This window comes from Acidimicrobiales bacterium, assembly GCA_034521975.1.
Lineage (GTDB): Bacteria > Actinomycetota > Acidimicrobiia > Acidimicrobiales > SKKL01 > SKKL01.
This window is the reverse complement of the sequence record JAXHLR010000003.1, coordinates 229992-250635: the sequence shown is the minus strand read 5'-3', so window position 1 is coordinate 250635 and position 20644 is coordinate 229992. Positions and strand designations below refer to the sequence as shown.

General features: G+C 69.6%; 17 protein-coding genes. 16 read left to right on the top strand and 1 reads right to left on the bottom strand.

Annotated elements, in window-relative coordinates:
* The first annotated feature begins 45 nt into the window (after positions 1-45).
* From U5K29_03330 to U5K29_03255, 16 genes are all read left to right on the top strand, one after another.
* Positions 46-843, top strand: coding sequence for a hypothetical protein (locus U5K29_03330; protein ID MDZ7677566.1), 798 nt, complete (start codon positions 46-48; stop codon positions 841-843).
* 234 nt (positions 844-1077) lie between these two features.
* A complete protein-coding gene (locus U5K29_03325) occupies positions 1078-1284 on the top strand; it encodes a hypothetical protein (GenBank protein ID MDZ7677565.1) in 207 nt (68 codons plus the stop codon).
* 19 nt (positions 1285-1303) lie between these two features.
* Positions 1304-1783 carry a septum formation family protein gene (locus tag U5K29_03320; GenBank protein ID MDZ7677564.1) on the top strand — a complete coding sequence of 160 codons (480 nt, stop codon included), beginning with the start codon at positions 1304-1306 and terminating at the stop codon, positions 1781-1783.
* Positions 1784-1859: 76 nt separating this feature from the next.
* Positions 1860-2249 (top strand): DUF4280 domain-containing protein, encoded by a 390-nt coding sequence (locus U5K29_03315; GenBank protein MDZ7677563.1) that lies wholly within the window; start codon positions 1860-1862, stop codon positions 2247-2249.
* Between the two features lie 234 nt (positions 2250-2483).
* Positions 2484-4061, top strand: coding sequence for a phage tail sheath subtilisin-like domain-containing protein (locus U5K29_03310; protein MDZ7677562.1), 1578 nt, complete (start codon positions 2484-2486; stop codon positions 4059-4061).
* Positions 4062-4092: 31 nt separating this feature from the next.
* Positions 4093-4527, top strand: coding sequence for a phage tail protein (locus U5K29_03305; GenBank protein ID MDZ7677561.1), 435 nt, complete (start codon positions 4093-4095; stop codon positions 4525-4527).
* Between the two features lie 7 nt (positions 4528-4534).
* Positions 4535-5005, top strand: a complete 471-nt coding sequence (locus U5K29_03300) for a hypothetical protein (GenBank protein ID MDZ7677560.1) — start codon at positions 4535-4537, stop codon at positions 5003-5005.
* Complete coding sequence (locus U5K29_03295) at positions 5002-5178, top strand: DUF6760 family protein (protein ID MDZ7677559.1); 177 nt, start codon at positions 5002-5004, stop codon at positions 5176-5178. Before U5K29_03300 ends, U5K29_03295 begins: the two co-directional genes overlap by 4 nt.
* Entirely contained in the window at positions 5168-5635 is a 468-nt protein-coding gene (locus tag U5K29_03290; GenBank protein ID MDZ7677558.1) for a phage tail protein, read from the top strand. Before U5K29_03295 ends, U5K29_03290 begins: the two co-directional genes overlap by 11 nt.
* Positions 5632-8424 (top strand): DUF4157 domain-containing protein, encoded by a 2793-nt coding sequence (locus U5K29_03285; GenBank protein MDZ7677557.1) that lies wholly within the window; start codon positions 5632-5634, stop codon positions 8422-8424. The genes U5K29_03290 and U5K29_03285 overlap by 4 nt, the downstream gene beginning before the upstream one ends.
* Positions 8425-8442: 18 nt before the next feature.
* A complete protein-coding gene (locus tag U5K29_03280; GenBank protein ID MDZ7677556.1) occupies positions 8443-9111 on the top strand; it encodes a LysM peptidoglycan-binding domain-containing protein in 669 nt (222 codons plus the stop codon).
* On the top strand, positions 9111-10925 hold the full coding sequence (locus tag U5K29_03275) for a phage baseplate assembly protein V (protein MDZ7677555.1): 1815 nt from the start codon (positions 9111-9113) through the stop codon (positions 10923-10925). Before U5K29_03280 ends, U5K29_03275 begins: the two co-directional genes overlap by 1 nt.
* Positions 10922-11374, top strand: coding sequence for a GPW/gp25 family protein (locus U5K29_03270; GenBank protein ID MDZ7677554.1), 453 nt, complete (start codon positions 10922-10924; stop codon positions 11372-11374). The genes U5K29_03275 and U5K29_03270 overlap by 4 nt, the downstream gene beginning before the upstream one ends.
* Positions 11375-11377: 3 nt before the next feature.
* Entirely contained in the window at positions 11378-13324 is a 1947-nt protein-coding gene (locus U5K29_03265; protein MDZ7677553.1) for a putative baseplate assembly protein, read from the top strand.
* Positions 13321-13857, top strand: a complete 537-nt coding sequence (locus tag U5K29_03260; protein MDZ7677552.1) for a phage tail protein — start codon at positions 13321-13323, stop codon at positions 13855-13857. The genes U5K29_03265 and U5K29_03260 overlap by 4 nt, the downstream gene beginning before the upstream one ends.
* On the top strand, positions 13854-14330 hold the full coding sequence (locus tag U5K29_03255; GenBank protein ID MDZ7677551.1) for a hypothetical protein: 477 nt from the start codon (positions 13854-13856) through the stop codon (positions 14328-14330). The genes U5K29_03260 and U5K29_03255 overlap by 4 nt, the downstream gene beginning before the upstream one ends.
* Before the next feature lie 68 nt (positions 14331-14398).
* Here U5K29_03255 and U5K29_03250 read toward each other — a convergent pair whose 3' ends face one another.
* Positions 14399-20578: a carboxypeptidase regulatory-like domain-containing protein gene (locus tag U5K29_03250; protein MDZ7677550.1), complete on the bottom strand. Its 6180-nt coding sequence runs from the start codon at positions 20576-20578 to the stop codon at positions 14399-14401.
* Positions 20579-20644: the final 66 nt, after the last annotated feature.

The window sequence follows — 20644 nt, the reverse complement described above, 5'->3', positions numbered from 1 at the left end:
TGGCTGACCGTCGGCGGTGGTTGACCACCACTATGGTCGGTGACGATGACCGACCCGGTTGCGGCCGACGAGGGCGACGAGGGCGACGAGGGCGACGACCACGGCGGAGGCGACGGCGAGCGCACCTTTGTCCTGATCGCGGTGGGCGTGCTGGCGGGTGTGGTGGCCGGGACCCTCGCCGCGTGGTGGCTGCAGACGCCACCGGATCGGACCGCTCCGGTGCCTGCCCTGGTCTCGCGACCCGAGATCGCGGCCGCGTCGCCCGAAGCCGCCGAGTCGTTCGTCGCGGCGTGGGAGCGAAGCCGGCGCGAGACCTACCTGGCCGTCTCGGCCTGGCACCGCGTCACCGACGTCGGAGCCGAGTCCCACCAGACCCGGGTGTTGGCCCAGCGGCCGCCCGACCGGGTGCTGAGCAGCGGTCGGACCCTCAGCGGCGAGGTGGGTGGCGTCCGCTACGAGTGCGACGAGCTGGCCGAGGACGAGGTGACGTGCCGCGAGCTCGACACCGGGTTCGACGAGGACGACTACGCGGCCTTGGTCGACGAGGAGGTCGCGGCGATGTGGACCTACGTGGAGGGCGACCAGCCGCTCTACCTGGTGAGCCGCGACGGCGACTGCTTCGAGCTGCGACTGGCGCGTGGGATGCACGCCCCGCCCTACGGTCGCCAGGCCCGCTTCTGCTTCGACCCGGAGTCCGGCGCGCCGAGCGAGATCCAGGTCGAGCGCGACGCGGGGACCGACACGGTGGAGCTGCTGTCGGTGACCTCGACGGTCACCGACGACGATCTCGAGGCCGTGGTGACGGGCAGCTACGAGGTGCCACCGTCGCCCGGCGAGGAGTGAGGTCGCGATGTCCTCCCGTCGGGTGGGCGGGGGCTCGTCGGATGGGAGGGGACGGAGGCCGCTCACTGGACTGCCGGCCGTGAGGCCGGTGGCGATGCATGCGGAGGAGTCGGCCTCCGTCCCGCTTCCCACTTGCGCCGGTGGGGGCGAATCCACCGACACCGGTGTCTTCGGCCCGTGACCCCGACGACTTGAGCGCGGCCCTCTTCCTCGTCACCGGTATCGTCGTCGCCGATGCTTCTCGGCGACGACCTCCTCGAGTGGATCCTGCTGGCACTCGGCGCCGCGCTGCTGGTCGGCAACGTCATGGCCCTCGTCCGCCCGCCACAGGAGCGACAGGAGGGCGATCTCGAGCGGGCACCGGTGCTGCGCACCGTCGCCTACGCGCTGATCGGCGCGGTCGCCGCGGTGTGGGCCCTGGCCTCGTTGCTGGTGGGCTGATCAACTACCCTCGCCGCCTGTGCACACCCGCCGTCTCGTACTCGCCCTGGCCGCGCTGGTGCTGATGGCGGCAGCATGCAGCAACGACGAACCCGACCGGGACGAGGATGGTCGCCTCACCAGCGCAGGCGACCTCTCGGTGTTCGACCTGGTGGAGGGCGACTGCGTGGTGCTCGACGAGTCGCTCGAGGCGGCGAACGAGACCTTGCCCGTGGTGCCCTGCGACCAGCCGCACCAGGGCGAGGTGTACGCGCTGGTCGACGTCGACGACATCGATGCCTATCCCGGCGAGCGCGAGCTGTCGGACCGGGCCGAGCTCGAGTGCATCAGCCGGTTCGCCGACTACGTGGGCGTCGACCTGGCCGACTCGACCCTGTACTACACCTACATGATCCCTTCGATCCGCGGGTGGCAGGAGGACGACGACCGCACCGTGGTGTGCATGGCGGTGGGGGCGGGCCAGACCCTGGAGGGCTCGGTCGAGGGTTCGTCGTCGTGATCCGGGGTTGTCCCGCCACGCCGCGACCGCGACCAGTAGCGTCGGCGAAGAGTCGCAGTCTGATGGGAGGTCGGCGATGAGCCTGCCGGTGACGATGGGTGCCCAGCTGCTCTGCAACCAGGGGGTTGCGCCCAGTGCGTTCATGGTCGTGGATCCGATGCGACCCACGATCGAGAAGAAGCCGGCCGGGGTCATCACCGACAACATCCCGATGACCAACATCATGCCGTTCGGCATGTGCCGGTCGCTGGCCAACCCGGCGGTGGCTGCCGCGACCAGCGCCGCGCTCGGGGTGCTCACCCCCCAGCCGTGCGTCCCGGTCACCACCGCGCCGTGGACGCCGGGGTCGACCATGGTCACCATCGGGGGCAAGCCGGCACTGACCGACTCGTCGATGGTGATGTGCAACTGGGCCGGCAAGATCGACGTGCTGCAGCCGGGTCCGGTGACCACCACCATCAAGTAGCGGCACCGCCGCTCACGGCGCGCACCGAGTAGGCCGAACGACTCATTCGGGGCGTGCTCGGCAAGGTCCCCTGAACTCGGAGGCGCAACTGGTATATATTCCGGGGCGACGGGCACTCGCGGGCAACCTCCGGGATCTGCAACAAGGTGTCACGTCATCTCGGAGGCAGGTTCGTTCCTTTCGTGGAGGGGGGATCCGGCTTCCTCAACCGGTTACCGACCAAGGAGTATGCAGGTGCCCACCTACCTGTCGCCCGGTGTCTACGTCGAAGAGGTGCCCTCCGGATCCCAGTCGCTGTCGCCAGGTGCGACAGCGGTCGCGGCATTCGTGGGGTTCACGGCGAAGGCGCCCGATGACGATCCCACCGACCCCGAGGGTCTCAAGCCCCGACTCGTGACGAACTGGACCCAGTTCGAGAGCCTCTATGGCGGTTTCGCCCCAGGTTGCATGCTGCCCCTGTCGGTGTACGGCTACTTCAACAACGGCGGCAGCCTCGCCTACATCGTGCGGGTCCCCAACGCCGAGCCGTCGGGCGAGCCCGCCCAGATGGCGCTGCCCGCCGCCGACCGTGCGCTCGGCCAGCCCATCGAGGTCACCTCGGTGGAGCCCGACGCCAGTCTCGACATCGTGATCGAGCCTGGACCCGAGCCCGACGACGACGACGATGACGCCGAGCCCACCTTCAACCTCACCGTGGTCGAGGGCGGTACCCCGGTCGAGACCTACGAGGGACTCACCCTCGGCAAGGGCGACAACTTCGCCGAGACCAAGGTCAACGAAGCATCCGAGCGGGTCAAGGTCGCGGTGAAGCTCGACGACGGCGTCGACCTGTCGTCGATGATGACCGCCCTCAAGCCCGGTACCTATCCGCTCGAGAAGGCTCCGCCCACACCGGTGCCGGTGTCGGGACGGTCCTTCGCCGGTTCCGAGACCGCACGCAGCGGCATCAACGGCCTGGTCATCGCCGACGACGTCACGATGGTGATGGTCCCCGACCTGGTCACCGCCGCCACCAAGGACGACGGCAGCGTCGACCTCAACATGTGGAAGTCGGTGCAGACCGCGCTCATCACCCACTGCGAGCTGCAGGCCAACCGCATGGCGGTGCTCGACGCACCTCCCGGGATGGGTGTCCAGGGCATCAAGGAGTGGCGCGAAGGCGTCGCCATGTACGACTCGGCCTTCGCCGCCATGTACTACCCCTGGATCAAGGTCGACAACCCCACGGCCAGCAACGGTGACACCGAGATCCTCGTGCCGCCGTCGGGCCACATGGCCGGCATCTGGGCCCGCACCGACGAGACCCGTGGCGTCTGGAAGGCTCCGGCCAACGAGATCGTGCGTGGTGCCCTCGACGTCGAGCGCCCCATCACGATGACCGAGCAGGGGATGCTGAACCCCGTCGGCATCAACTGCATCCGTCCCTTCGGCACCCGGGGCATCCGGGTCTGGGGCGGCCGCACCCTGTCCAGCGACAGCGACTGGCGATACATCAACGTGCGTCGGCTGTTCAACATGATCGAGACGACGATCATGGAGGGCACCCAGTTCGCGGTGTTCGAGCCCAACGACATGAAGCTCTGGCAGGGTGTGAAGCGCACCGTCGGTGCGTTCCTGCGTGGGCTGTGGCGCGATGGTGCGCTCTTCGGCGCCACCGCCGAGCAAGCGTTCTTCGTCAAGTGTGACGCCGAGACGAACCCGCCCGACTCCATCGAGGAGGGCAAGCTCGTCGTCGAGGTCGGCATCGCCCCGGTGCGCCCGGCCGAGTTCGTCATCTTCCGTATCAGCCAGCTCAAGGACAACGCCGCCTGATCGGCGTCGCGTGTAGGAGGGACAGACACCAATGCCCGATTATGATGAGTTTCTCGGCTCCAGCTTTGTGCTGGAGATCGAAGATGTCGAGGTCGCCCGGTTCACCGGTTGCTCCGGCCTCACCATCAACACCAACATCGTCGAGTTCAAAGAGACGCTCGGCACCGGAGAGATCGTCATCCGCAAGCGACCGGGTCACACCACCTACGAGGATATCGTCCTCAAGCGGGGCTTCTCGGCGAGCGCGGCGGTCACCGACTGGCACAAGCAGGTGCGCGACGGCGTCATCGAGCGCCACAACGGCTCGATCGTCATCTACGACTCGACCGGCACCGAGGTCGACCGCTGGAACTTCGAGTCCGGCTGGCCGTCCAACTGGTCGGCTTCGGATCTCGACGCCGGCACCGACGACGTGATGATCGAAGAGCTCACCATCACCCACGAGCGCCTCGAGCGCGCCCAGTAGCTGACCCATGGCCGCCTTGCAGACCGAGTTCAGCTTCACCCTGCCCAAGGGGTTCGTCGACAAGGAGGGCCAGCTGCATCGTCGCGGCACGATGCGGCTGGCGACGGCCCGGGACGAGATCGAACCGCTCCGCGACCCACGCGTCAGCGGTCCCGACGATCCGTTCCTGACCGTCATCGTGTTGGCGAGGGTGATCACCGAGCTCGGGTCGCTGTCGCAGGTGACGGCTCGCGAGATCGAGGGGCTCTTCGCCGCCGACCTCGCGTACCTGCAAGACGTCTACGGCATCATCAACTTCGGCAGCGATGCCGACATCGCGGCCTTCGTCGAAGCCGAGCGGGGTGCGTCGTCGACCCGGGCACCGGTCGACACACCCCCGCCGGCCGACGAAGGTGCCGACCAACCGCCCGACGATGCTCCACCGGTGTCGCGCCCACGTCGGGCCGCCATCGAAGAGGTGCCCACCACCGAGCGATGATGCAATACCCGCAGGAGGCGCTCTGGGACGAGCTCGCCTACCTGGCCTACCACCTGCACTGGGATCTCGAGACCCTGCTCGACCTCGAACACAGCGACCGGGCACGCCTGATCCGGTCGGTCGCCGACCTCAACCGACGAGCCTGGGAAGGGATCCGAAGCTATGCCGGATGATGCGTTCCTCGAGGACTCGCCCTACAGCGCGACCTTCATCGTCGAGGTCGATGGGCAGGCGGTCGGACGGTTCACCCGGGCCTCGGGGCTCGAGCTCACCGTCGCGGTCGAAGAGATCTCCGAGGGCGGCCAGAACGGGTTCGTCCACAAGCTGCCGGGTCGCATGAGCTGGCCGAACATCGTGCTCACCCGCGGAGTCACCCAGAACGACCGGTTCTTCTCGTGGGTGTCGGAGAGCTCGGGCGAGGGGTTCTCCAGCAACCGCAACGCACTCACCCGGTCGTCGGTGGCCATCACCATGACCAACACCCAGGGCAAGCGGTTGCGCACCTGGGAGCTCGAAGGTGCGTTCCCGGTCCGCTGGAAGGGCCCCGAGTTCGCGTCCGACTCCAGCGATCCGCTGGTCGAGGAGCTCGAGATCGCCCACCACGGCTTCAGGTCCTCCACGCTGGTATGAGCGACGACACCACTCCCTCCGCCGGCACCGCCGCCTCCGTCTCCGCCGACGCTGGCGGCCCCTCGCTCGGCCGCGACATCGGTCAACGGATGCGGCCGTTGCGGGCTCGCCGCTCGGGTGTGGTCGGGTCGACCCCCCACGCCGGGCCCGGCACGTTGGGCCGGCGCAGCAGCTCGTTCACCCTCAACTCCGGCCTGTCGTTGTCGTCGCGCCGCGAACTGGGGTTGGCGGTGCCCGACCTCCCGGTCGGCGGGTTGCCGGTTGCGCCCCCGGCCGAGTGGGACGAGTCGCTCTTCGCCCCCGAACGCCCCCGGACCGGCGACGCCACCCTCGATCACATCCTCGCCCAACGGATCCAGGCCGAGGCGGCCAGGCCCAAGCGCCCGGCGCCTCGTCGTGGTCTGTTGGCGGCCAGCTCGCGTCGCAGCACACGGGTCGGTCGCAACACCGGACCGGGAGCCTCGGCGCGTCGCCTCAGCCCCCGGTCGGCCCCGCCATCTCTCGACCACGAGGTCCGCCAGGCGGTGTCGGGGACCGGTGGCGGTGGGGGAGCGCGCCCGCGGGCTCCCCGCAGTGGTCCACAGCCGGCAGGTTCCCAACCCGGTGGCCGCGGAGGTTCGTCCCGAGCCCCCGGGGGCCGGACGGGGCGGCGCGCCAGGGGTCGCCTCGGGCGCCCCGTCCCCTGGCAGCAGCCCGACAGCGCCCGCCACTCGCCTGTCGCTGCGTCGGCGGCCGTTCCGCCCGCCGCTGCTGCTGCGGACACCACCAACCCGGCCGCGAACGCTGCCGGGCCAGCACCGTTCACCGCCGATGTCGTGGCCGTGCTTGCGGGCGAGGTCGTCGGGGTCGGTGCCGGTGGAGCCTCGGGCCTCGACCTGCCTCGCGGCACGGGGGTGTTGCCGCCCGGCCTCGCCGCGCCGAGCCGCGATCGCAGCGCCGGTCCCGCGTCACCGGCGGGCTCGACGGCGCGCATGGCCACCCGCCAGGAGTCCTCGCCCGACCTCGCGGCCCGACTGGCCGCCGCCGGTTCGCCTGCCGCCGACACCAGTTCCCTGCCGGTCGGCCCCGGTTCCATCGCCGGTCTGCCCGGACTGGGCTCCGGATCCGCCGACGTTGCCGGCACAGCTCGATCCGGGTCGGCCCCGGCGGCGCGACGCCCGGCTCCGACCACATCATCGGCTGCCGGTGCAACCCAGGCCACGCCATCTGGGGCCGCGGGCGGCACCGAACGTCACCGTGTCCCTGCCAGTTCTGGCCGGCCCGGTCGTCCCGGCCGTCGCACCGAACCGGCGCTGGCCGCGATGCTGCGCGCCGCGCCGCCCGCGCTCATGCTGTCCGCTCCGCCCGCACGCGGGTTCGCTCCGGGAGCAGGGTCGCCCGACGCTTGGGGGCGCGGCCGCCCCGGCGGGGCGACCGCTGGGGTGGCGTCGCCCGGTGTCGGGCCGGCCGGTCTCGCGTCGCCCAGCATCGGGCCGGCCGGTGTCCGCTCGCCAGGTCTCGCGTCGACGGTTCCCTCGTCGGATCTGCCGGTGTCGCCAGGTGGGTTCGTGGTCGGCGCCCCCGCGGGTGGCTCGTCGGCCTCGGTGGGCTCGCCCCCGGCGTCGGTGCCGGGTTCGGCCTCGGCTTCGGCTCGCTCCCCTTCGGAACCGCCCCGCTCGCGGGGCCTCGGAACCGTCGCGTCGATCACCACACCGCCTTTATCGACCCGGCTCAGCGCCGGACCACGAGTTCCTGCATCAGCCGCATCAGGTGGGTCGGCTTCCCGCGAGGCGCCACCTCGGGCCGACAGCGCTCGCCGAGCGGTTCGTCGACTTCCCGACCTGGGGTCGGTGGCACCATCGATGGTGGCCCCCGCCTCGTCCCCGGTCGCTGGTGGCTCCGGTCGCGCACCTGCCGGTGGCCCTGGTCGCGCCGCGGGGCTCCTCCCCGCCAGCGGTGGGGCTGGACCCGCCGACGCGTCGGTGGGCACTCGACCGGTCGGCAACGAGCCGGTCGCGCCGCCTGCCGCCGCTCCCACCGATCCGGGCGAGCGGTTCAGCCACGCCCTGGGAGGGCGCGATCGATCTGCACCGCGCCCGCTTCCCGAGCGCTTCACCCCCATGGCCCGGGCCATCGTGCCCCGGCCCGACCGGGTCCGGGTCTCCACCGATGGCGCCAGCCGCCGGGCACTCGCCTCGGTCGGAAAGCTGGCGGCCACCGCGGGCGATGTCGTCCACCTCGCCCGGCCGCTCGACGAGACTCCGCGGTCGGTCGACATCCTCGCCCACGAGCTGACCCATGTCGCCAATCCCTCGCCGCTCGTCCGCTTCTACGACGACCGCCGGGGCGGTGCCGAAGAGCGCCTGGCCGACAAGGTCGGCGAGGTCATGGCCAAGGCGCCGGTGGGTTCACCGCCGGCGTCGCCGCCCGCGGGCGGCGGGTCCGGCGCCGGTGGCTCCGGAGCGGGTAGCGCGGTCGCGGGCGGTGGCGCTGCGGGGGCCAACGGTTCGGGCGGAGGGGGCGCCGGCAGCGGAGGCGGCGATGTCGATTCCGGTGGCGCTGGTGGGTCCGGCCCATCGTCGGCATCGCCCGCAGGAACCCTCTTTCCCTCCGCTGGAGCCGGGGGAGGTTCCGGCGCTGAAGCCAACGGTTCACGCGGCCGCGGCGGTGGAGGTGGCGCGGGTCGAGGCAATGCCGCCCCCGATGTCGCAGCACCACAGATCGACATCGACCGACTGCTCGACGCCCTCGAAGCACGTGTGATCCGCGAGCTCGAGCGACGTGGCCGGCGCTGGCCGCGAGCCATGTGAGGATGTGAGGAGCCGACCATGCCCATCCAGAAGGCCTTTCTCGAGGCCGAGACCCGCCAACGCATCCCCTGTCTGTTCAACCCCGATGAGCTGTCGTTGACCCGCGGCAACGTGTGGAAGGGGTCGTCGCTGCCGGGAAAGGGTGTGCCGGTGCTCGACTACCAGGGCGCCACGTCGGGGTCGCTGACCCTCAACCTGGTCTTCGACACCACCCATGACGGCAGTCCCGTCACCGAGCACACCAACAAGCTGTTGCTGCTGATGGAGATCGACACGACCCTGCCCGGCTACGACGAGGAGTCGGGCAACGGCCGGCCACCGTGGGTGCAGTTCCACTGGGGCGACTTCCACTCGTTCAAGTCGGTCATCACCGACCTCTCGCTGACCTTCACCTACTTCTCCTCCGACGGTGTTCCGCTTCGGGCGAGGGTGCAGCTCTCGCTCGAGCAGTTCGAGCCCGACGACAACTGGGGCCGTCAGAACCCCACGTCGGGCACGCCCCACCCCCACCGAACCCACATCGTGCAGCCGGGCGAGACCCTCGACCGGATCGCAGCCAAGCACTACGGCACGTCCACGCCCTGGCGCGACATCGCGGCCGCCAACGGCATCGAAGACCCGCTGGCGTTGCGACCGGGCACGATGCTGGCCATCCCACAGCGCGTCGACGCGGCAGGAGGCACCTGATGGCGATCGAAGCAACCCTGGTCAACGCCCCCAAGGTCACCGTCGATGGCGGCCTGCTCGACCAGTCGTGGGCCCAGAACATGGTCTCGTTGTCGCTCGAGATCCAGTACCAGGTCCCGACCCGGTTGATCATGCGCTTCACCACGCCGGGTCTCGGCGAGCAGACCACCGAGTTCCCGTTCGCGCTCGACCACGAGGTCACCGTTGCGTTCCCGCAAGGGAGCGCGGGGAGTGGGGCATCGTTCGTCAAGACCTGTGGACGCCTGCACGTGACCGAGATCGGTGCCGAGCGCGACGGCTCCGACGCCGGAGAGTACGTGGTGGTCGCCCACGACGGCTCCTACCGGCTGACCCGGCGGCACGCGGTGAACACCTTCGTCAACATGAAAGCCTCCGACATCGTCGACAAGGTCGCCGGCGGGGCAGGACTGTCCACCGGCACCATCGATGCCACATCGGAGACCCTCCCCTACGTGCTGCAAGCCGACACCGACTTCGGGTTCATCACCAGCCTGGCGCGCCGCTGCGGCGTCGACTGGTGGGTCGACGACGACAAGTTCTATTTCACCCGGCCACCGTCGTCGCCGACCCCGGTGCAGGTGAGCTCCACCGACGATCTGTGGCGGTTCTCGGTGACCAACACGGCGGTGCCCAACCCCGAAGTGAAGGTCAGCGGGTGGGACCGTGACAACCAGACCATGGTCACCGGCACCGCCAAGTCCACCGCCCCACCGACCAACAACGTGCCGGGAACCTCCAGCGCCAAGAACGGGCTGAAGTCGGCCACCGCTCTGAACACCGCCAGCGTGCGCGCGGGTACCGACGCCGAGGCCACCGCGCTGGCCAAGGCCATCGTCACCAGCCAGGTCGCCTCGGCGGTCGAGGCTCAGGGAGAGCTGCGGGGAAACCCCGAGATCAAGCCCGGTGTGGTGGTCGAGGTGACCGGTGCGCTCCTCGGGGGCAAGTACCACGTCACCCGCGTCGAGCACCGGTACGGCTACGACGGCTACACCACCCGCTTCACCGCCGGTGACCGGGTCCCCACCGGGCTGGCCGACTTCTTGTCCGGGTCGGCGGTGCCCGAACACCTCGGCGCCCTGCAGAACCTGCCCCCGCTGATCCCGGCGACGGTCACCACCATCGGCACCGGCGAGGACCTGGGCCGGGTGAAGGTGAAGTTCCCCTACCTGTCCCAGGAGAACGAGAGCCACTGGGCCCGGGTGCTCTCGGCCGGTGGCGGGCCCGAGCGGGGCTTCTGGTTCCTGCCCGAGGTCGACGACGAGGTGCTCGTCGCCTTCGAGAGCGGTGACACCCGGTTCCCGGTCGTGATGGGCGGTCTCTACGGCAAGGTCAACACCCCCGAGAAGGATCTGATCGACAACGGCACGATCGCCAGCCGGTCGGTGCGGTCCCGCCTCGGTCACTACATGGACTTCGTCGACGGCGGCAGCGATCCGCACCACATCAAGATGGGTCTCGGCAAGAACGGCAAGCCCGGCACCGACTACATGCTGCGCATCGGCGAGGACCGGTTCGACATCGAGGTCCCGGAAGGCAAGCCGGTCTCGATCAAGGCCGGTGCCGCCCAGATCACCTTCGGCGACGACAAGTCGATCTCGATCACCGCCGATGCCATCAGCATCTCCGCCACCAACGAGTTGAGCCTCGAGGGGTCCAAGGTGTCGATCAAGGGCCAGCAGGAGGTGGCGCTCAGCCAGGGTGGTAACAAGGTGACCATGGGTTCCAGCGGACTCTCGGCCAAGGGCGCACCGACCACCTCCATCAAGGGCGGTCCCCAGGTGAGCATCGGGTGAGCGACGCGCACCCCGCCCCCCGCGACATCCGCTCGGAGTCCGACCCGCACCCCAGCGGCTTCATCGGGCGCGGCCTTCCGTTCCCGATGCGGGTCGACCACACGGGTTCGATCGCGCTCGCCGGCGGTCCGGCCGAGCTCGACAGCTCGATGCGGGTCATCATCTCCACCGCTCCGGGCGAACGCCTGATGCGCCCCGGCTTCGGGTGCCGGATCTGGGATCTGCTCTTCGAGCCGATCAACGGCAACACCCTGGGGCTCATGGCCTTCGCGGTGCGCGAGGCGATCGCCCAGTGGGAGACCCGGGTCGAGGTCGACCAGGTCGATGTCGTCCCCGATCCCGACCGCGAAGGCACGGTCGTCATCACCGTCGACTACCGCGTCCGGTCCACCAACGATCGCCGCAACCTGGTCTATCCGTTCTATGTGATTCCTCATGAGGAGGACTGAGTCATGGCCCTGCCGAGCCCCGATCTCGACGATCGACGGTTCCAGGATCTGGTCGACGAGGCCAAACGCCTGATCCCCCGCCACTGCCCGGAGTGGACCAACCACAACGTCTCGGATCCCGGTGTTGCGCTCATCGAGCTGTTCGCCTGGATGAGCGAGATGGTGCTGTACCGGCTCAACCAGGTTCCCGACCGGTACTACACCAAGTTCCTCGAGCTGGTCGGCGTCGAGCTGTTCCCACCGTCGGTGGCCCGGGCCGATCTCACCTTCTGGCTGTCGTCGATCACCGACGACGTCGTGCGCGTCCCCGCGGCCACCGAGGTCGCCACCACCCCCCAGGCCGACGGGTCGCAGGTCATCTTCAGCACCGAGCGCACGCTCGAGATCCGCCAGCCCGAGCTGGTGGCGTCGCTGACCGCAGGAGCCGACGAGGAGCAGTTCACCGATGTCTGGGACGCGTTGCGCTACGAGCGCGACACGGTCATGTGCTTCGGCTCCGAGCCCATGTCTCCCGGTGATGCCTTCTACCTGGGGTTCTCCACCACGCTGGCCGGCAACCTGTTGCGCCTCGACGTCGAGGCATCGATCGAAGGGATCGGGGTCGACCCCAGCCGGCCGCCGCTGGCGTGGGAGGTCTGGTCGGGCGAGGCCTGGATCCCGGCCAAGGTCCACGAGGACTCCACCGGCGGGCTCAACCGCGACGGCTTCGTCATCCTCGTGGTCCCGCTCGAGCACGCCCCGCTGACCCTCGGAGGCACCCGCGGCTACTGGCTGCGGGCCCGGTTGACCGTCGCCGCCGCCGACCAGCCCCAGTACCAGGCCTCGCCGCAGGTGCGGAGGATCCTGGCCGCCAGCCTCGGTGGGACGGTCCAGGCCGAGCACAGCCGCCGGGTCGAGTCCGAGCTGCTGGGCCGGAGCGACGGGTCACCTGGCCAGGTGTTCCGGGTCGCCAACCCACCGGTGCTGCCGCGCCAGACCGGTGAGCACATCGAGGTCCTCACCCCCGACGGGGTCGAGCAGTGGCAGGAGGTCGTCGACTTCGCCGACTCGGGTCCCGCCGACCGTCACATCACCTTCGACGGTGCCTCCGGCCAGGTGAAGTTCGGGCCGCGCATCCGCTATCCCGACGGTGGGGTCCGCCAGCACGGTGCGATCCCTCCCGAGGGGGCCGAGATCATCCTCGCCGCCTACCGAACCGGCGGCGGTGCCATCGGCAACGTCGGCAGCGGCACGCTGCGCCAGCTTCGCACCACGATCCCCTACATCGACCGGGTCACCAACCTGGTGCCCGCCCGGGGAGGCGCCGACGCCGAGTCGGTCGAGAACGCCAAGCAGCGCGGCCCCATGTCCCTGCGCACCGGGCAGCGGGCGGTCACCGCCAGGGACTTCGAGCGCCTCACCGTCGAGGCCTCGGCCGAGGTGGCCCGGGCGAGGTGCCTGCCGTCCTCAACGCCCGGTGGTCCGATCCGCATGCTGGTCGTGCCCCGCCTGGCCGCCCCGGTCGGCGAGCTCGATCTCGACGACTTCGCCCTGTCCAACGAACTGGTCGACCAGATCGGCACCCATCTCGACGAGCGTCGCCTGGTCGGCACCCGCGTCGAGATCGGCACGCCCTACTACCAGGGGGTCACGGTGGCGGCGTTGCTGCGATCGTTGCCCGGGCGTCCCGCCGGTCTGGTGCGCCAGCGTGCGCTCGACGCGCTCTACCGGTTCATCAACCCGCTCACCGGTGGCACCGACGACGAGGGTTGGCCCTTCGACACCGACCTCAACGCCGCCAGCGTCGCCCAGCTGATCGAGGCGATCGACGGTGTCGACCGGGTCGAGGAGATCCTGTTCTTCGAGTACGACCTGCGCACCGGCGTGCGCCACGGGACCGGTCGCGAGCTGATCCGACTCGACGACCAGTCGCTGTTCCTGTCCGCACACCACCAGGTGGTGGTGCGGTGAGGCGCGACGACTGGCTCCTCGCCCAGCTGCCCATGGGCCTGCTCGAGGACGACTTCTTCACCCGGTTCGTGCGCATCTTCCAGGATGTGGCGACCACCTATCTCGAAGATGTCGACAACCTCGAGCACCTGACCGATCCGACGGTGGCGCCCACCCCCTTCGTCCCCTATCTGGGGTCGTGGTTGGGGGTTCGCTCGATCGATTCGTCGCTGCCCGACCGACTCCAGCGTCGCATCGTGCAGGAGTCGAGCGCCATCCTCGCATGGCGGGGCACGCGCCGGGGTCTGGTCCGGTTCCTCGAGCTGGTGTGCGGCGGTCCGGTGCAGGTCACCGAGACCGGCGGCGTGTACCGTGAGGGCGAATCGCCCACCACTCCGGCCAGGATCGAGATCCGGGTGGAGTCGACCGGTTGGACCACGACGGAGGACTTCGTGGCTCTGGTGCTCGACGAGCTCCCTGCCAACATCCCCACCCAGATCTTCGTGAGCAACGAGCTGGTGTGGCCCGAGATGCCCCAGGCGGTGGGATCGTGAGCCAGTCCTACTACCCGTCGGACTCCCACGCCCCGACCGTCGAGATCACCTGCCCGAGCTGTGGCACGGTCAGCTACTTCGACCAGGTGCGACGCAACGCCCAGGAGTTCTGCCGGCGCTGCGACTTCCCGCTGTTCTGGGTCCGCTCCGGCGATCAGCCGGCGGGCGAGGGGGGCGACGACGAGTTCGGCCTGCGCCGCCTTCCGGGGGCCGGCGGTCGCCAGGTGGTGGCCTCGATCGGGTGCCCGCAGTGCAACGAGCCCAACCTGCACTCGGCCACCTTGTGCATCCGCTGTGGGGCCGACCTGCATCCACCGGCCATGCCGCCGCCGGCGCCGGTGATCGCCGCACCCGCGCCACCGCCGCCACCGCCCGAACCCGAGCCCGAGGTCGGCCCGATCTGGCCCTACCTGGTGGCGATGATCGGCATCCCTGTCGCCATCGCCCTGGTGTTCGTCGGCATCATCGGCTGACACGCGGCGGTGCCCGCTCAGCGGGCGAATGGTCGCGGCCCGGCCTCGCCGGTGCCCTGGGGCCGGTCCTAGGGTTGGATCTCGTCGAGCGTGACCGACACGAAGGTGGTCGATCCCCGCTCGATCGTGGCCTGGGTCTGCCCGTGGTAGACGCTGGAACCGTCGGGCTCGCAATCGCCGGAGGTCTCGTCGAACGCGGGCCAACAGACCTCGATGTCGTAGGTCCCCGTAGTCACGTTATCGATGGTCCGCGCGCTGTTGTTGGTGTCCTGGAGCGAGATCGGGTTGGCCTGCCCGGACAACTCGGGGACGAGCTTCACCTCGAAGGAGCTTCCTCCGCTCCCGCCGTTGGGATCGATCCGCAGCGCGCCGAAGGCGCGCACGTCGATGGTGAGCGTTCCGTTCGATCCGTGTGCAAGCGTGACGCCGTTTGCGGTGGCGGCGTCGTGGCCGTCGCCGGCCTGGACGGTGATGTCGTAGTCGCCTGGTGCCAACCCGTCGAGGTCGATCTCGCCGTTTGCAGTGCCGTCGGCGTCGCCCTCGTTGCCGTCGGTCACCAGCTCGGTGCCCTCTGGACCGACGTACTGGATGGTCGCCCCGTCGATGAGCGTGCTCGACGTCGCGTCTTCGCGGACTCGGACGGTGATGTCCGCGCCCTCCTCGATCAGCAGCGGGTCGCCGTTGGTGGCCACCTCCTCGGTGTCGCCCGAGCTGAGCGACGTGGTCGCGGTATCGACCGATCGGTAGCTGTCGTTGGGACCATGAGCGAGGATCTCGTAGCTGCGCGAGGATGCCGCGTCCATCGGTACGTACATTTCGAACTCGGCGAGTGAGGTGCTCGCGTCCACGCTGAAGGTGTAGCTCGCCGCGACCTCGTTGCCGGCCGTCTGATAGCGTGCCTCCACGGTCGAGCCGGTCAGTGAGGGATCGGTCGAGCCCTCGATCTTGACCCAACCGGTGACGAGCGCTTCTTCGATGGTGACCTCGGGGGTGGTGTCGGGGTTGTCGGCGATCTGGAGCTGATAGGGCTCGGTGGTGTCGAGGTGGCCGCCCTCGGCGTCGTCCTCGAGCACCTCGATGAGGTAGTGCCCGGGGACCACAGCGCTGAAGGTGACCTCACCGTCGATGTTGGTCGGGAGCGAACCCGTCGGCGACGGATAGCTCTGGTCGGTGGTGTTGTCCGCGGCCTGGGGGTCGTGGACCAGACGCACCTCCGCGCCCTCCAGGAGGCCGTCGACGGCGGATCGCACCGTGACGGTGACATCGTGTTGGATCGCGGTGAGGGTCTGGTCGATGATGATCGTCGGGTCGTCCTCGGAGGGACAGGTCGCGGGAAGCAGTTGGCCGAGGCACGCGGTGAACGTGTCGGAGGTCTCGGTCTGGTAGCCGTCGAGCCTGAACTCGACGGCGTAGTCGGTGCCGTCCTCGATGTCGGCGATGCTGTAGTTGCCGCTTCCGTCGGTGGTGTCGTCGAAGCCCGCCACCTCGTTGCTGTCCTGCAGGAGTTGAACGGCAACGCCGCTGCGATCGTCGAGGTCGGTGCTGCCCACCCTGAGGGTGACCGTGCCCTTGACGGTCATCTCCTGGCGGGCGAGCGGGATCGCACCCTCGCCGTCGCCGGTGAAGTCGCGGGTCTCGTCGGGTTGGACGTAGAACTCCTTGGCGACAGGAGCGTGGTTGGGGGCGTTGAGGTACAGCACGAAGCAGCCGGGCTCGAGCTCTCCGATCTCGTACACCGGCAGATCGCCGCTGCTGTCGGGCGTCACGTCGTCCTGGTCGGCGATCAGGGTGCCGCTACTCCCATCGCAGGCGGTGTCGGGGTCGTTGGCTCCGGGGTCGCCGCCGCCGGTCCGGTGAAGGGTGAACACCAGGCCGTCGGGCTCGTCCTGGGCGCCGGCGGTGCTCTCGACCGAGAACCGGACGGTGCCGGGCTTCACCGGCAGGTCGAGCGTCGGTGGGGTGATCGTTCGCTGCTCGCCCCAGCCGAGCGGGCCCCCGACGTCGGGGTTGCTGTTGTCGAGGGCGACCACCAGTTCCTCGTAGTCGTCGTTGGCGTCGGTGATGGTGATCACGGTGTCGGGCACCGAGGTTGGATCTCCGAAGTACTCCTTCGGTTCCAGCCCGTAGGCCACGAAGTCGCCGTCCTCGTCGGTCTGCACCTCGATCACCACGCTCCCGCCGTTCTGCTCGATCGACACGGTGGCGTTCTCGAGGGGGACCTCACCGCCCGAGGTCGACGTGCCACGCACTGTGCCCGAGATCGACGCCTGCCGGCGCAGGAGCAGATCCTGGGCGGTGGTCTCCTGGCCCACGCCCAGCGCGAGCTCGATCGTGTCCGCACCTCCGGTCAGCTCGTCGGTGTGGCCTTCCTTCTCCGCGATCAACCGGTAGGTGATCGGGTCGCCGGTCGGGCCCGTGTCGAGCTCGGCGAACGAGAAGCCCCCGAACTCGTTGCTGTCGACGGTGTCGACCTGTTCGATGACGTTGCCGCCGCCGTCGATGATCTCGAGGGTGACGGTGGCGTCGGCAAGCGGTGTCGGTGCGGTGAGATCGGTCGGGTCATCGAAGAACCGCGTGGTGCCGGAGATGCTTCCCTGTCGGTACAGGACCAGGCCAGGTTCGTTGACCGGTTGGTTGGGTGGGATGAAGATCTCGAAGGTGGCGGGAGTGAACGTCGCCCCCTGCGAGGCGTCGGTGTGGGTGATCTCGCCCTGGTAGGTGCCCGGGGCGAGAGAGCCGTGGTTGAACGTGGAGCTGAAGCTCCAGCCAGCGATCTCGGTTCCGGTTGAGCTCGGCGCGTATGGCCCCTCGTCGAACCCTGCGGGCCCGTCGGAGAACCGGAGTTCCATGTCGGCCGGGTCCGCGGGGTCTAGGAGGTCGGGGTCGGCGACACCATGTTCGAGGAGAGCGCTGATGTTCAGGAAGCCGTCCAACGGGGCGAGCTCGATATCGCCGAGGTTCTCGCCGACCGGTTGATCGCTCACCACCAGCGGGCCGTCGAAGTCGGGGTGGGTGATCGTCAGGTCGGCGTCGCCGAACACGGGGCCGAGCTCCCCGTCGTTGGGGAACGCGAACTGCCCGTTGGCGTCGGTGAGGTCGGATGGGAAGGCGCCCGAGACCGGGTCGCCGTTCTCGTCGTAGTCGCTCGCACCCTCGATCTGGACCACGGCACCTTGGATCGGGATGGTATTGCCGTCAGGTCCGGTATCGACCCAGACCACGCGGCCGGTGGTGGTCTCGCTCGGGAACATCGTCGCCCGCCGCTCGAGGATGTTGTTGAGGATGACCGAGAGCCCCGACAGCGTGACGGTGTTGTAGCCGTCGAGGGCGAGCGACGCGTTGTAGGTGTTCTGGGGGATCCCACGGATCTCGAGGGGGTGTTCGTCGGCGTCGTGGACGTGGTCGTCGTCGCCGTACGGGGGGTCGAGGGTGACGGTGTAGCCGTCGAGGGGCTGGGGCTCGAACGGCGGGTCGGGGTTCTCGGGCTCGACGACGTCGAGGCGGAGGATCCCGAGGCGGTCGATGTCGAGCTCGCGCTCGGGGTTGGGGTTGGTCTCATAGGCCAGGAGACCGGTGAAGTAGCTCGTGGCCAGGTAGTCGGGGTGATCGACGTCGATCCGGTAGCTGCCGTCGGTGAGCTCGACCGCCGATTCGGGGTTGCCGTCCTCGTCGGGGATGCGTGCCTCACCGTTCTGGTCGGTGACCGTCTCGAGCGGCTCGTGGCAGCCGGGTGCCTCGCTGTTGGGGCCGCACGGGGGACTGAGCCGGACGATCGCCACATCGGCCCCCTCGACCGGAGAGCCGGGGTCCTCGGCGTCGTTGCCGAGCACCGTGAAGTCGGCAACGATCAGCGGGCGCAGGGTGACCGAGATGCTGTTGGCCCCGTTCAGCGCCACCCGCGCGGAGGCGGTCGTCTCCTGGAAGCCGTCGCCGTTGATGTCGAGCGTGCGGGCCCCGGCCGGGATGTCGTCGAACACCGCGTTGATCGTGCCTTCACCCTCGGCGGTGGCCTCCATTCCGCTCGCGCGGTCGATGACGGTGACGTTCAGCTCGCCGGTGACGTCGGGGGCGGAGAGTGACACGGTCAGCGAGTTGTTGGGTTCGGGGGCGAGCGAGTCCTTGGGGGTGAGCGAGAGGTCGACCTCGCGCAGGGTGCCGGGGCCGAGGGTCACCAGGGTGGAGCCGGGGTGGTACTCGAACTCCTCGACCTCGATGACGTAGCTGCCGGGTTCGAGACCCACCATCTCGTAGGTGCCGTCGGGCGAGGTGGTGTTCTTGTAGGTGTTGTCCTCGCTGACCGCGGTGATCCCGGCGCCGCCGATGGGGTCGCCGGCGGAATTGGTGACCCGGCCGTAGACGATGCCGGTGCTGGCGATCATCTCGATCCCGACGTTGGCCTGCCCGCTGTTGAGCACCACGTCGCGGGTCTGGTTCAGGTAGCCGTCGCCCTCGATGGTGAGGGTGTAGGTGTCGGGCATGGGCAGGTCGGTGATGGAGAAGGTGCCGACGGGGCCCTCCGTGAGGCTCGTCGTGCTGCGGGTGACGTCGCCGTTGGTGGCGGTGACCGTGATGTCACCCAACGGCCCGGCGCTGGACCGGACGCTGCCGGTGATCGCCCCGACCCCCGGTTCGAGCCGCATCGACACCCCGTTGCGACTCTCGCCGCCACCGAGCCGCACCAGCGCGGTGGCGGTGCCGAAACCCTGCCGCGATGCGGTGATGAGGTAGGTGCCGGGGGTGGTCAACCCCTCGACTCCCCACGTGCCCACCGCACCGGTGGTGGGTGTGGTGGTGCTGAAGGTGACGTCTCCGTCGGTGACGGTGATCTCGGCGTCGCCGAGCGGACCGCCGGGGCCGCTGATGATCCCCGACAGCGCTCCGTCGCCTGCCACCAGCTCGGCGTCGAGGGTGATGGGCGATCCGTCCTCGGCCATCTCGACCACATATGCCTTGGTGGCGTAGCCGGGCTTGGAGAACCGGATCTCGTAGAAGCCGGGACCCCCCAGGCCGCTGGCGGCCCACCGGCCTTCGTCGTCGGTGCTGGTGCTGAGCTGGGCGGGCACGATCCGGTTGTGGATCACCCCACCACGGCGCCCGAACAGTTTGACCCCCGACGCTTGGGCGGTGCGCATGTTGGCCTGGAAGGTGGCGTCGTCGCTGATCTCGTCGACCAGTGAGACCGAGCGGATGCGCACCTGGACGCCTTCGGGTTCGCGCGCCTCCACCTGGCCGCTGGCCTCGATCCGCGAGCCGACCTGCACGTCGGTGGCGCCATCGCCCCCGCCTCCGTCGGCTCCGCCCCCGGCGCCGCCGCCCGTACCGTTCCCGCTGCCGCCACCCGCACCGCCACCGCCGTCCGCGTCGCCCGGTGCGTCGGTGACGTCGCCCGCCTGCTCGGCGGTCGTCTCCTCGGTCTCCTCCTGGACGACCACCTCGTCCCACACGAAGAACAGGGTGGACGCCCACACCGCCAGCACCGCGAGGATCGCGGTCCCCTTGAGCATGGCGGGATGGATCCTGGCGGACTGGCTGAAGCTGCCGTCGAGGGTGACCGCGTTTCCCGTACCCCGGGCGGTGACCGTGAACGGGGTGCGGCGCGGCCGGCCGAACCAGGGACGCTTGCCCTTGACCTTGGTCGAGACGGGAATGATGTGGCCGGGGTCGATCAGCGCTTCGGATCGGTCGAAGCTGATGTCGAGCTCTTCGCCCGGGGAGTGCGCGGCGAGCGACACGTGGATCGGTTCGAACCCGCGGTTGCGCAACGAGACCGTGGCCTGTCCGCCGCGGGAGCGACGGACCCCGCTGCCGCGGCTGCGGACCAGTGCCCTGGGGCTGAGGGCCGAACCGATCCGTCCCATCCGCTTGCCCCGCACGTTTCGGGGTTCGAGCACCGCGTGCAGGTCGGCGAGCGATCCCACCGAGACCACCAGGTCCGAGACCCGGCGCTGGTGCTGATCGGTCGAGGCGGCGCCGGTGGCGTCGAGGGGGACCGCCTCGACGCCCAAGAGGTGTTCGCCGGAGGGGAACCCCAACGGGAGGGTGACGGTGAGCTCGGTGGCGGTGTGGGCGCCCGGCTGGAGCAGCGGGGTGACCATGGTGGGCCCCGACCAGCCGGAGTCCGATCCGACGACGCGCACCTGGAACTGCCGGGGTTCGGCCAGGAGGTTGGTGACCTCGACCACGACCGTCACCGGCTCGCCAGGGGTCGAGTCGACTCGCTCGGGCCTGACCTCGATTCCTGATGTCATGCTCGCGCCCTCTCGCGGCTCATGCCGTGCCCTGTGGCACACCCCTGGAACGTGCCCCAGACTAGG